The organism is Mesorhizobium sp. P2_A8, assembly GCF_056404935.1.
Genome location: NZ_JBFUDB010000003.1, coordinates 176,565 through 189,186, shown reverse-complemented (window position 1 = coordinate 189,186; position 12,622 = coordinate 176,565). Strand labels below are relative to the sequence as shown.

The window sequence follows — 12,622 nt, the reverse complement described above, 5'->3', positions numbered from 1 at the left end:
ATTTTGCTAGCGCCGCACGACAGCCGTACTTTCCCTGACAATCTGCCTGATGGCCAGTTCGCGTTGTCTCAAATGCAGTCGCTGCGATGGCGATGCCAGGATGTAGAAAGCCGGGCTATGTCAATCAGCTTTGCTGCCATCTTCGATATCCATTGAGCCCTCGAAGGCGAAATTCGGACATCGAGCGGAATCCGGAGAAACGGTTTTCGCCTGTTCCGGATCGGCGATGCCGTGGCCAGCCGGAACATTCACGCAGCTTATCTACGACGCGCATCATCTGATGATCAACGCCTGACTTGGGCAGCGGACTCGACCGCGAGTCGTCGCGGCCCCTCTAAATCGGCGGCCCCTCCAAATCGATTGTACTCTTTCTGTACATCAGTTGTGTACGTAGATTATACAATCTGTTGACTCGCACGTCGGTTTGTGCAAATTCCTTGCCGTCGACGCGGTCGAACCGTTGTCGCGAAACTCAGACGGAGGTCTCGATGAAGAGCGGGAAGAACGGTCTGTACGACGATCTGAAGCGGCAGATCCTGACGATGGAACTCGACCCCGATCAGGATCTCGATGAGGTGAGCCTCAGCGAGCGCTACGGCCTATCTCGAACGCCTGTGCGGGAGATTTTTCGCCGGCTCGAGGGGGAGGGCTATATCGATATCCGTGCCAATCGCGGCGCACGCGTTGTCCCCATGAACCATCAGACGCTCCGGCACTTCTTCCTGGTCGCGCCGATGATCTATGCCGCGATCGGCCGCCTGGCGGTCCAGAATTTCAAGCCGAAGCAACTTGCAGACCTCACGGACACGCAGGAGCGGTTCCGTACGGCAAGCGTCACCGGCGACGCATTCGCCATGGTTCTCGAGAACAATCGCTTCCATGAGATCATCGGCGAGATGTCGGGCAACGCCTACCTGCAGCCGAGCCTTGGCCGACTGCTGATCGACCACGCTCGCATCGGCCACACTTTCTTCCGGCCCCGTACTGATGACATGCACCGGCGTCTGCGGCTCGCTGCGGACCACCATGATGGCTTCATCGCCGCCATCGGCTCGCATGACGAGGACACGGTCGTCGACCTCGTATTCGAGCACTGGGAACTGTCGCGCGAGAACATGGAGATGTTTATCGCCCCGCAAGGATTGAAGGCGGACGCGCTGGTCGGAATGCCCGCCGCATCGACGGAGGAGCCGTCTTGAAGTTCGAAGGTATCTACACGCCCGCTATCACACCTCTCGACCCGAAGGGGCAGATAGACCGTGACGCCTTCGCGGCTGTTCTGGAGTCGCTCATCGAAGCCGGGGTGCACGGCATCATCGTTGGCGGATCGACGGGTGAATACTACGCCCAGAGCGCCCAGGAGCGCTTTGATCTCGCCGCCTATGCCAAGGAGGTGATTGGTACCCGGATTCCGCTCATCATTGGAACGGGCGCCATCAGGACCGAAGACTCGGTCGAATACGCCAAGGCGGCAAAGGAAATCGGAGCCGACGCTATCCTTGTGTCGTCGCCGCCATACGCCTTGCCTACGGAACGTGAGAATGCGGTTCACGCGCTCACGGTCGACCGCGCCGCGAACCTTCCGATCATGCTCTACAACTACCCCGCCCGCATGGGGGTGACGATGAGAGAGGACTACTTCTCCCGCGTCGGCAAATCCAGGAACGTCGTCGCCATCAAGGAGAGCTCCGGCGAGATGGGCAACCTCCATTTGCTGGCGCGGAAATTCCCGCATATCGCGCTCTCTTGCGGCTGGGATGACCAGGCGCTCGAATTCTTTGCATGGGGCGCCAGGAGCTGGGTTTGCGCCGGCTCCAATTTTCTGCCGCGCGAACACGTCGCACTTTACGAGGCCTGCGTCCTCGAAAAGAACTTCGACAAGGGCCGCGCCATCATGACGGCGATGCTGCCGCTCATGGATTTCCTCGAATGCGGGAAGTTCGTGCAGTCGATCAAGCATGGCTGTGAGCTGATCGGCCTCAAGGCCGGCCCTGTGCGGGCGCCGCTGCGCCCTCTCAACTCGGAAGAAAAGCGGGGTCTGCAGACCGTCGTCGCCACCTTGAAGCGCACGGTCGCCCAGATCACGTCGGGAGCAAACCATGCATGAACCATTGACCGCCGCCGAATACAAGGCGATTGCCGCAGGCCTTCAATTTCCGACCAATGCCTTCATCGACGGCGCGTTCCGTCCGGCGAATTCCGGCAAGACATTCAAGACGACCAATCCGGCGACGGGCGACACGCTTGCCGAGATCGCGGCATGCGATGCCACCGATGTCGATTTCGCCGTGGCCAAGGCCAGGCAAGCCTTCGACGACGGACGCTGGCATCTCCGCTCGCCCGGCGAGCGCAAGGCCGTGCTGATCAAGTTCGCCAAGCTCATGGAGGACAACCGCCACGAGCTTGCGGTCATGGAGAGCCTCGACAGCGGCAAGCCGGTCCGCGAATGCCAGACCGTCGATGTTCCGGATACGATCCACACCATCCGTTGGCACGCCGAACTGATCGACAAGCTCTATGACGGCGTCGCTCCCGTGGGTTCGAACGCGCTGACGATGGTCGTGCGCGAACCGGTCGGCGTCGTCGGCTGCGTCCTGCCCTGGAACTTTCCGCTGCTGATGCTGGCCTGGAAAATCGGTCCAGCACTTGCCGCGGGATGCTCGGTGCTCGTGAAGCCCGCACAGGAGACGACGCTGACGACGCTTCGGGTCGCCGAACTGGCGCATGAGGCGGGTATCCCGGCGGGCGTCTTCAATGTTGTCACGGGCGGCGGCAAGGAGGTCGGCGAACCGATCGGCATGCATATGGACGTCGACATGGTCGCGTTCACCGGATCGACACCGACAGGTCGCCGCTTCCTGCACTACGCAGCGGACTCCAACCTCAAGCGCGTCGTCCTCGAATGCGGCGGCAAGAACCCGGCGGTGGTTCTCGACGATGCCGAAGATCTCGACCTCGTCGCCGAGCAGGTGGTCAACGGCGCGTTCTGGAACATGGGTGAGAACTGTTCGGCGACGTCGAGGCTCATCGTTCACGCCAGCATCAAGGACGAGTTGCTGCAGCGCATCGGCGCCTACATGCGCGAGTGGAAGACGGGCGATCCGCTCGATCCGGAAAACCGCATCGGCGCACTCGTCAGCAAGAGCCATTTCGAGAAGGTAAAATCCTTCCTCGGTGACGTGAAGACCGAAAAGCTCGCCATCGCCCATGGCGGGGCCACGCACAAGGGCATCTATATCGAGCCGACCGTCGTCGACGGAGTTACGCCCGCAAGCCGCCTGTTTCGGGAGGAGATTTTCGGACCGATCCTTTCGGTCACGACGTTCAATTCGCTTGCCGAAGCCGTGGCGCTCGCCAATGACACGAACTATGGCCTGACCGCATCCGTCTACACCGGCAGCCTGCGCAAGGCGATCAAGCTTGCGCGCGAAATCCGAGCCGGCGTCGTAACCGTCAACTGCTTTGGCGAAGGCGACGCGACGACGCCGTTCGGCGGCTACAAGGAGTCCGGCTTCGGGGGCCGCGACAAGTCGGTTTTCGCGCATGACAACTACTGCGAATTGAAGACGGTCTGGATCGACGTCTCGGATCGTTCGGTCGACGAGACCGTCAGATGAACGAAATCGTCGTCAAGCGGCTTCCGGCGGAATCCGGAACCTCGGGCTGGGAGGCGCTCAGCGGACGCTGCTTCCCCGTCCGGACGCTCGACGGCAACGTGTCGGCCGACTGGCTGATCATCGGTGCGGGCTTCGCCGGCCTCTCCGCGGCGCGGCGGCTGTCTCAGTTGCGGCCCGGCGACAGGATCGTCCTACTGGAGGCGGGGGAGATCGCCAAGGGCACCGCGGGCCGGAACTCCGGCTACATGATCGATGTCCCGCACAATATCTCGTCGGGCGAGTATTCTGTCGCCGACGGGGCCGCGACAAAGACGGAGATCGCCCAGAACCGTTTTGCGATCTCCTTCGCCGCCGACGCTGCGGCCGAGTATGACATGTCGGTGCGGACCTTCGATCCGTCGGGCAAGATCAATGCTGCCGCGACAGAGCGCGGGATAAGACTCAACGCAAATTATGGCCGCTCGCTCGCTAGCATCGGCGAGGAGCACCGCTTTGTGGATGCGGCCGAGATGCGGGAGATCACCGGATCGTCCTACTATCTGGGAGGTCTCTACACGCCAGGCGCGGTGGTGATCCAGCCCGCCGACTATATTCGCGGCTTGGCAGCCGGGCTGGCATCGAAGGTCGACATATTCGAGCACTCGCCGGTGCTCAGACTTGAGCGTGTCGGCGGGGCGTGGAAGGCCATATCGCATCGAGGCAGCATCAGCGCGCCGAAAGTCATCCTCGGCGTCAACGGCCACATCGAGGACTTCGGTCATTTCCGCGGCCGCTTGATGCACATCTTCACTTACGCATCGATGACCGCGCCCTTCACCGAAAGATCGACGGGCAAGGACAGGTGGGCGTTGCTTCCGGCCGATCCAATGGGCGCGACCGTCAGGAAGATTAGCTCCGATGGAAGCTCGCGGATCGTGATCCGGACCCGGTTCACCTACGACTGGGCCGTCCAGGTCGGTGAGAAGCGCCTGGCCGGGATCGCCGCCGAGCAGCGGACTTCGCTGGACGCCAGGTTTCCCGACCTCAGGGACGTGCCTTTCGAGCATGTCTGGGCCGGACGGCTTTGCCTCAGCCGCAACCATGTGCCCGCCTTCGGCGAGATCGAAGAAGGCCTCTACTCGGCGTGCTGCGAGAACGGCCTCGGGACCGTGAAAAGCACGCTCGCGGGCGTCATGGCCGCCGATCTGGCGACCGGCACCCGCTCGCACATGCTCGACGAATTCTCGGATCAGCCGGAGCCCAAGAGGCTCCCTCCGGAGCCGCTTGCATGGCTTGGCGTGAATACCGTGATCCGATTGCAGGAATTGCGTGCAGGCCGCGAGGGATGACCCTCGCCGCGCAATGTGAAGACCGAGCCGACCGCAAAAGTCTTCAAAGAGAATGGGAACAAAAGACAAAGGAGTGAGTAAAATGAAGACGTTGTGGAAAGCGCTCTGCGCTGCCGCGATGGTCGGTATGACCATGCTGTCCGCTCAGGCGGAAGAAAAGACCATTACCATGGGCACGATGTCCTGGGAGGACCTCACCCCCATCACGGGCATCACCAAGAAGGTGCTCGAAGACTCCGGCTACACCGTGAAGGTGGTGGACTTTTCCGAGTGGGGCATCGCCTACGCCGCACTTACCAAGGGCGACATCCAGCTCCTGGCCTCGCAGACGGACTACGTCGCCCAGGACTACTGGGACAAGAACAAGAAGAAGCTCGAGAAGATCTCCCCGGTTTCGCATGGCCTGTTCCAGGGCGTGGCGGTACCGAAATACGTGAGCATCGACTCCATGGACCAGCTCAACGACAACGCCGACAAGTTCGGCGGCAAGATCGTCGGCATCGAGCCCGGTTCGGGTCTGATGCGCGATACGGCAAACTCGGTGAAGGCATACGACCTGAAACTGCAACTCGTTGAGGGCAGCACCGCTGCCATGACCGCAGCGCTCAAGTCGGCCGTCGACCGCAAGGAATGGATCGCCGTCACCATCTGGGAGCCCTCTTGGATGATGCAGAAATATGACGTCAAGTTCCTCAAGGACCCGAAGGCCGTCTTCCCGCCGCCGCAGAGCTATTACTGGATCGGCAAGAAGGGCTTCTCCGCCGACAATCCACATGCACGCGAAGTGATCGCCAGCGTCTACGTGCCGCTTGCCGACATCACCGCGATCAACTCTGCCGTCAACGAGGGCAAGACCATGGACGAGGCCATCAAGGCCTGGACCGACAGCCATGCCGACCTCCTGAAGCGCTGGGAAAACATCAAGACCCAGTAGTCGTCGAAACGGCGGGCCGCCGACATCGGCGGCCCGTTCGGAGCAACGAAAACATGAAGGCCGCCGCCAAACCGGCCCGTGGGGAACGCGATGAACACTGCGATGAACGACTCCAGCGAAGTGCTGGTCGACTGCCAGTCGGTATGGAAGATCTTCGGCGCCCGCGCCCAGGCGGCGGTCAAGGCCATCTCCGAACGTGGACTGTCCAAGAAACAGGTGCTGCAGGACTTCGACTGCGTGGTCGGCGTCTCCGACGCCAGCCTGCAGGTCCGCCGCGGCGAGATCTTCTGCATCATGGGGCTGTCGGGGAGCGGCAAGTCGACGTTGATCCGCCTCCTCAACCGCCTGATCGAACCAAGCCTCGGCAAGATCACGGTAAAAGGAAAGGAGATCGCGAAGCTCAATCCGGCGGAGCTGCGCGAAATGCGCTCCCGCAACATCGGCATGGTGTTTCAGAGCGTGGCGCTGCTCCCCAACCGGACGGTTCTCGAGAACGCCGGCTTCGGTCTCGAGGTACGCGGCGTCGCGAAAGACGAGCGCAACAGGACCGCCCGCGCGGCCCTCGAAAAAGTTGGACTTGGCGACTGGACCTCGCGCTATCCGAAAGAACTGTCCGGCGGCATGCAGCAGCGTGTCGGTCTCGCCCGGGCGCTGGCGGCAGACCCGGAGATCATCCTCATGGACGAGCCGTTTAGCGCCCTCGATCCGCTCATCCGGCGCCAGTTGCAGGACGAATTCCGACAGCTGACGAAGTCGCTGGGCAAGTCCGCCGTTTTCATCACCCATGATCTTGAGGAAGCCATCCGCATCGGCGACCGCATCGCCATCATGAAGGACGGTGTCATTGTCCAGGTCGGAACGGCGGAGGAGATCGTAACCAGGCCCGCCGACGACTACGTCTCAGATTTCGTGGCGGGCATCTCCAGGATCCACCTGGTCAAGGCACACTCCGTCATGCGTCCGGTTGCCGAATTCAAGGCGGCAGAGCCGAATTGCGACGTGAACGCGCTTCTTCGCACCTCGCCGGAGTCCGATATCGCCGCGCTCATCGATCTCACCATGCAGTCCGATCGCGACGCGATATCGGTCGTCGAGAACGGAGCCGTCATCGGTGTCGTGACCATTCGTGGCTTGCTCCGGGGCGTCGCCGGCACGCCAAACGCCGCCTAGGCTCGGGAGAAGCGAAATGGACATCTCGACCATCACGGATACTTTTGACAGCTGGACGGACAATGCACTTGGCTGGATCAGCGACAACGGCGAGTGGCTGTTTGACTCTGTCAGGGCCGTGCTCGAAGGCACCTATGACGGCGTCCTCTGGCTTCTTCAGCTCGCACCGTTTTACGTCATCGCGATCATTGCAGCCCTGCTTGGATGGCGCTTGATCAACGCCTTCGCGGGCATCCTGGCGGGGCTTGCCATGATCTTCTGCGCCGTCATGGGGCTTTGGAGCGAAACCATGAGCACATTGGCCCTGGTGATCACTGCCACGATCCTCGCTCTTCTTTTCGGCATCCCCATTGGAATAGTGGCTGGCTTCGTCAGGGCGTTTGACCGCTTTCTCGAGCCGATACTCGACCTGATCCAAACCATGCCGCCCTACATCTATCTTCTTCCGGCAATCGCGCTGCTCGGCTACGGGGCTGCGACAGCACTCGTTGCAACCTTCATCGTCGCGATGCCTCCCGCCATCCGGCTCACCTCTCTTGGCATCCGGATGACGCCGCACGAATTCATAGAGCTTGGCCAGGCAAGCGGCCTGACACCCTGGCAGATGTTTACCAAGATCAGGCTCCCTTTCGCCATCCCAAGCATCATGGCCGGGATCAATCAATGCCTGATGATGGCATTCGGCATGGTCGTCATTGCAGGTATCGTCGGGTCTGGCGGCCTGGGAGAGACGATCTATTCGGCGGTGCGCACGCTCGACATCGCCACGTCGATCAACGCCGCTATTGCGATCGTCATCCTGACCATGGTGCTCGACAGGCTCACGCAGAGCGTGGCGCAGCGCGCCAAGGAGACGCATGATGAATCCTGATCTGCTCCAGTTTTCGCCGGGCGCTTACCTCGCCCCTGCCGTTGATTGGCTGAACAAGAACTTCCATCCGTTCTTCGACGCCGTGACCAAGCTGATCGAGGCGGTGCTGGGCGCCATCGAAACCTCCCTGCTTTACCCGCCGCCCTACGCGACCATCGTCTTGGCTATCCTTCTCGCTGCGTTCTTCGTCAGCGTCAGAGTCTCGGTGGTGACGGCCATCGCGCTCACGTTCTGCCTGCTGGCGGGTTTCTGGACCGCGTCGATGCAGACGCTGGCGCTGGTGACGGTGGCTGTGATCATTTCCGTGGCGGTCGCCTTCCCGCTTGGCGTTCTGGCATCACGCTACCGCAAGTTCGAGGCCGCGATCCGACCCGTTCTGGACATCATGCAGACGGTGCCGCCATGGGTCTATCTCATTCCCGCCGTGATGATCTTCAGCCTCGGCCGCGTTCCGGCGATCATCGCGACGATCGTCTACGGCATACCGCCGATGCTGCGCCTGACAACGCTCGCCTTCAACCAGGTGCCGAAAGACCTACTGGAGCTCGGGCAGGCCACCGGCGCCTCGCCGCGGTCGATCCTTTTCAAGATCGAGATCCCTTCAGCCACCCCGACGCTCCTGGTAGGTCTCAACCAGTGCATTCTCTTGTCGTTGGCCATGGTCGTCCTGGCCGGCCTCGTCGGAGCCGGAGGTCTTGGAGCCGAGGTGACGCGTGGATTGACGCGGATGGAGATGGGCCTGGGCCTCAGAGCCGGCCTATCGATCGTCGCCGTCGCCATCCTTCTCGACCGGGTTTCCAGAGGCGTTCTGCAGCGCAGCCAGAGGCCTGGCGCAGCGAAGGCCGCCTGAACCGAAAAGGAATTCCCATGCGCCGCAGTTTCTTCTGCATCGATTCTCACACCTGCGGCAATCCAGTCCGTCTGGTCGCGGGAGGCGGTCCCTTGCTGCCCCATATCCCGATCGCCGAACGACGCGAGCTGTTCGTCCGCGATCATGACTGGATCCGGCAGGCATTGATGTTCGAGCCGCGCGGGCACGACATCATGTCAGGCGCGATCATCTATCCTGCCTACCGTGAGGACTGTGACTTCGCCGTGATCTTCATCGAAGTCAGCGGCTGCCTGCCAATGTGCGGCGCCGGCACGATTGGCCTCGTGACGGCAGCAATCGAGGAGGGCCTGGTAACGCCCCGGATTCCCGGCAAGCTGTCGATCGAGACTCCGGCCGGCAGGGTTGATATCGAATACGAGAAGCCCGGCGAGTTCGTGGACTCCGTGCGGATGTTCAACGTTGCCAGCTATCTGCATGCCGCCGATGTCGCCGTCGACGTGCCTGGTCTCGGTCGGCTCGTCGTCGACATCGCCTATGGCGGCAACTACTACGCCGTCGTCGAGCCGCAGGAGTCATGGGAAGGCCTGGACGGCATGTCGGCGAGCGCCATCGTAGACCTCAGCCGTAGTCTTCGCGAAGCGCTCAAACCTGTCTGCGATCCAGTTCATCCCGAAGATGACAGGATACGCGGCGTGGACCACGCCATCTGGTGCGACACGCCCTCAAGCAGCAAGGCCGACGGCCGCGGCGCGGTGTTTTACGGCGACAAGGCGATCGACCGTTCGCCGGGCGGCACCGGGACTTCGGCGCGCCTGGCGCAACTCTACGGGAAGGGACGACTGAAGGTCGGCGACACGTTCCGCCAGGAAAGCCTGATTGGCACCGTCTTCGAGGGCCGCATCGAGGCAGAGGCCGAGATAGGCCCCTTCAAGGGCATCAAGCCCAGTGTCGGCGGCTGGGCGCGGGTCATCGGCCACAACACGATATTCGTCGACGATCGCGACCCGTTGGCCCACGGCTTCCAGATCAAGTAGGCGGAACCAGATGCATGGATAGCGTCGCGCGCGTGGCTGAACACGATCGTGTTGGACAACGATGATCCTTTCCCAGAAGGTTTCACCGTGGGAGACATCTGGGCCTGAACTTCGGGACTCGCTGCTCGTTTCGCCGTGAAGGCATTGCAAACGACAAGGAAAAACAATGCATACGAAAGCCTCTATTCGTGTCGTCGGCTGTCATGCCGAAGGCGAGATCGGCGACGTCATCGTCGGCGGCGTGCTGCCGCCTGCCGGCCGCACGATGATGGAAAAGATGATCACCATGGAACGTGATCACGATCATATAAGGCGGATGCTGATCTGCGAGCCGCGCGGCAGCGTTGCCCGGCACGTCAATCTCCTGGTTCCACCGACCCGCGAGGATTGCGTCGCCGGGGCCATCATCATGGAGCCGACGGAATATCCTCCGATGTCCGGTTCCAACACGATCTGTGTCGCCACGGTGCTGCTCGAGACCGGCATGGTGCCGATGCAGGAGCCTGAGACATGCTTCAAGCTCGACATGCCGGGTGGCGTCATCGAAGTGCGCGCCGAATGCCGCGACGGCAAATGCCTGTCGATCACCTTCCGCAACGCGCCTGCCTTTGTCGATCGCCTCGATGCCAACATCGAGGTCAAAGGGCTGGGAACGCTCACGGTCGACGTCGCCTATGGCGGCATGTTCTATGCGATCGTCGATGCCAAGGCGCTCGGCTTCTCGGTCGCCCCCGACGAGGCTCGTGAACTGGCGGTGGCGGGCGAGAAGGTCCGGCGGGCGGCGCGCGAACAGCTCGATGTCGTCCACCCGGAATTCGACCATGTGCGCGGCGTGTCGATCGTGCAGTTCGCCATGCCGTTCCAGGGTCCCGGCAACGTCACCCGCAACACCTGCATCGTCTCGCCGGGCCGCTCGGACCGCAGCCCGACCGGAACCGGCACATCGGCCCGCATGGCCGTCCTGCAGGCTCGCGGCTTGATGAATGTTGGCGACGTGTTGATCCATGAATCGATCATCGGCTCGCGCTTCACCGGCAGGATCGTTGAACTCACGCAGATCGGGGGCCGCAAGGCAATCGTTCCGGAGATCACCGGCCGGGCCTGGATCACGGGCGAGCACAGCTACTATCTCGATCCAACCGATCCGTATCCCCAAGGCTATGTGCTGTCGGATACATGGGGCACCTCCACCTCGGTGAAGCAGTAGGTGGGTCGACGGCAGGGCTGTGAGACGACGGCAAAGGGTAAGGTGTTTGTAGATTGCCGGCAGACGACGATTGCTTGCATCGGCGAGTTGATGCAGCCGATCGCTACGGGCGCGATCAAACGTGTTGATGTGCGCGGAGATCTTTATGACCTTGTCGCTTCGGCGGCATTGGTGCGACAAACGGCATCAGAGATCACGGTCTTTAAAAATGGGGGTGGTGCGCATCTTGATCCCATGATTGCGTCTGACGTCGCCAATGCCGTCGAATAAGGCGTACTCGGGAGACCTATCGCGCTTTGCGCCCAGCGCTGCCGGCAAATAGCCAGAGGTTCGAGCCGACATGAAATCAGTCAATGACGTTCCGGAGATCGACCGGTTGAAGATCGGCTTTGTTCTCGCTCGCTCCTTCACCCTCTCCGCATTCGCCCTGTTCGTCGACACGCTTAGATTGGCAAGCGACGAGACCGACAAATCCGGCAGGGTTTTCGCCGATTGGCAACTCCTGGCGAGCAATCGAAACCTGATCACCTCCAGTTGCGGAGTCCAGGTCGCGCCGACATCGGATTTCGTGGATCCGGGTGAGTTCAACTATATCGTCGTCGTGGGCGGGCTGCTGAACAGCGAGTTCCCGGTCGACAGCGAGACAGTCAGCTACCTCAAGAGAGCAGCCGCTGCGAAAGTTCCGTTGATCGGAGTCTGCACCGGAACGTTCATCCTGGCCGAGGCCGGCCTGATGAAGTACCATCAGACTTGCGTCAGCTGGCTGCACTTTCAGGCTTTCCGCGAGCGCTTCCCCGACCACGCGGTCAGGGCGGACCGTCTGTTCAATCTTGATCGCACAAGGGGATCATGTGCCGGCGGCAGCAGCGCTGCGGATATGGCGGCGTCAATCGTCAGACGCCATATCAGCAGGGAGGCGGAGACAAACGCACTCGAAGTGCTGCAGATCGAGAAGGCGCGCTCGGCGTCCGACATCCAGCCGCGCAGACCGCTTTCCATCGAGAGCCACGATCCCAGGCTGAAGGCGGCGCTGATCATCATGGAGAACCATGTCGAGAACAGAATCTCCATTCCGAAATTGGCGGCCTTGGTCGGACTGTCCCGAAGGCAACTCGAGCGCCTCTTCATGGAGAAGACAAACAGTTCTCCAGCGGTTGTTTACACAAGGGTGCGTCTGGAGCGGGCGAAGCACCTCCTGATGCAGACCAGGGCTCCGATGATCGAGATCGCCATCGAAGTCGGGTTTGAAAACGCCTCGCATTTCTCGAGGCTCTTCCGTCAGGCCTATGGCCAACCGCCCAGCAAGTTCAGATCGGCAGTTTCAAACTGACTTGCTGGTAGTATGCAGATTTGAGGCTTAGGTTCAGAATCAGCCAACTCTACCATCGGCTTCTTCAATAAATGCATTGACTGACAGGGCAGGGTGCCAAATCGCCCCCGTTCGGCAATGGTTCTCTTGGAATATTCGCCCGTTTTAGGGGGTTGGGCGAAAGGACATAGTTGAATATTGGATGGGTCCCGACTCTGAGAAGGCATCGCCGTCCTTCCTGATACTTATGGGCAGTGCGCCGCACCTTGCTCTACGTCCAATGCATGTGGCAGTTACCCCAATCTCTAAATTGTTCGACC

At 61.3% G+C, this 12,622-nt stretch carries 12 protein-coding genes; all 12 read left to right on the top strand.

Features of this window, described 5'->3' with window-relative positions:
• Positions 1-488 precede the first annotated feature (488 nt).
• Positions 489-1,199, top strand: coding sequence for a GntR family transcriptional regulator (locus AC1D10_RS10485; RefSeq protein WP_477272074.1), 711 nt, complete (start codon positions 489-491; stop codon positions 1,197-1,199).
• Positions 1,196-2,107, top strand: coding sequence for a dihydrodipicolinate synthase family protein (locus tag AC1D10_RS10480; RefSeq protein ID WP_477271284.1), 912 nt, complete (start codon positions 1,196-1,198; stop codon positions 2,105-2,107). The genes AC1D10_RS10485 and AC1D10_RS10480 overlap by 4 nt, the downstream gene beginning before the upstream one ends.
• Positions 2,100-3,617 (top strand): aldehyde dehydrogenase, encoded by a 1,518-nt coding sequence (locus AC1D10_RS10475; protein ID WP_477271282.1) that lies wholly within the window; start codon positions 2,100-2,102, stop codon positions 3,615-3,617. Before AC1D10_RS10480 ends, AC1D10_RS10475 begins: the two co-directional genes overlap by 8 nt.
• Positions 3,614-4,945: an NAD(P)/FAD-dependent oxidoreductase gene (locus AC1D10_RS10470; protein WP_477271280.1), complete on the top strand. Its 1,332-nt coding sequence runs from the start codon at positions 3,614-3,616 to the stop codon at positions 4,943-4,945. Before AC1D10_RS10475 ends, AC1D10_RS10470 begins: the two co-directional genes overlap by 4 nt.
• Positions 4,946-5,027: 82 nt before the next feature.
• Entirely contained in the window at positions 5,028-5,879 is an 852-nt protein-coding gene (locus AC1D10_RS10465; protein WP_477271278.1) for a glycine betaine ABC transporter substrate-binding protein, read from the top strand.
• 90 nt (positions 5,880-5,969) lie between these two features.
• Positions 5,970-7,049 (top strand): quaternary amine ABC transporter ATP-binding protein, encoded by a 1,080-nt coding sequence (locus tag AC1D10_RS10460; RefSeq protein WP_477271276.1) that lies wholly within the window; start codon positions 5,970-5,972, stop codon positions 7,047-7,049.
• Between the two features lie 16 nt (positions 7,050-7,065).
• On the top strand, positions 7,066-7,920 hold the full coding sequence (locus AC1D10_RS10455) for an ABC transporter permease (protein ID WP_477271274.1): 855 nt from the start codon (positions 7,066-7,068) through the stop codon (positions 7,918-7,920).
• The gene (locus AC1D10_RS10450; RefSeq protein ID WP_477271272.1) at positions 7,910-8,770 is read left to right on the top strand and encodes an ABC transporter permease; all 861 of its coding nucleotides are present in this window, start codon (positions 7,910-7,912) and stop codon (positions 8,768-8,770) included. Before AC1D10_RS10455 ends, AC1D10_RS10450 begins: the two co-directional genes overlap by 11 nt.
• 17 nt (positions 8,771-8,787) lie before the next feature.
• A complete protein-coding gene (locus AC1D10_RS10445; RefSeq protein ID WP_477271270.1) occupies positions 8,788-9,786 on the top strand; it encodes a 4-hydroxyproline epimerase in 999 nt (332 codons plus the stop codon).
• A gap of 166 nt (positions 9,787-9,952) precedes the next feature.
• Complete coding sequence (locus tag AC1D10_RS10440) at positions 9,953-10,993, top strand: proline racemase family protein (RefSeq protein ID WP_477271268.1); 1,041 nt, start codon at positions 9,953-9,955, stop codon at positions 10,991-10,993.
• A complete protein-coding gene (locus AC1D10_RS10435; protein WP_477271266.1) occupies positions 10,994-11,263 on the top strand; it encodes a hypothetical protein in 270 nt (89 codons plus the stop codon).
• 70 nt (positions 11,264-11,333) lie between these two features.
• Positions 11,334-12,323 carry a GlxA family transcriptional regulator gene (locus AC1D10_RS10430; protein ID WP_477271264.1) on the top strand — a complete coding sequence of 330 codons (990 nt, stop codon included), beginning with the start codon at positions 11,334-11,336 and terminating at the stop codon, positions 12,321-12,323.
• Positions 12,324-12,622: the final 299 nt, after the last annotated feature.

Bases quoted from the DNA above. Each gene is read 5' to 3' on its own strand.
- AC1D10_RS10485 (WP_477272074.1), top strand. From the start codon at position 489: ATGAAGAGCGGGAAGAACGGTCTGTACGACGATCTGAAGCGGCAGATC.
- AC1D10_RS10475 (WP_477271282.1), top strand. From the start codon at position 2,100: ATGCATGAACCATTGACCGCCGCCGAATACAAGGCGATTGCCGCAGGC.
- AC1D10_RS10470 (WP_477271280.1), top strand. From the start codon at position 3,614: ATGAACGAAATCGTCGTCAAGCGGCTTCCGGCGGAATCCGGAACCTCG.
- AC1D10_RS10465 (WP_477271278.1), top strand. From the start codon at position 5,028: ATGAAGACGTTGTGGAAAGCGCTCTGCGCTGCCGCGATGGTCGGTATG.
- AC1D10_RS10460 (WP_477271276.1), top strand. From the start codon at position 5,970: ATGAACACTGCGATGAACGACTCCAGCGAAGTGCTGGTCGACTGCCAG.
- AC1D10_RS10455 (WP_477271274.1), top strand. From the start codon at position 7,066: ATGGACATCTCGACCATCACGGATACTTTTGACAGCTGGACGGACAAT.
- AC1D10_RS10450 (WP_477271272.1), top strand. From the start codon at position 7,910: ATGAATCCTGATCTGCTCCAGTTTTCGCCGGGCGCTTACCTCGCCCCT.
- AC1D10_RS10445 (WP_477271270.1), top strand. From the start codon at position 8,788: ATGCGCCGCAGTTTCTTCTGCATCGATTCTCACACCTGCGGCAATCCA.
- AC1D10_RS10440 (WP_477271268.1), top strand. From the start codon at position 9,953: ATGCATACGAAAGCCTCTATTCGTGTCGTCGGCTGTCATGCCGAAGGC.
- AC1D10_RS10430 (WP_477271264.1), top strand. From the start codon at position 11,334: ATGAAATCAGTCAATGACGTTCCGGAGATCGACCGGTTGAAGATCGGC.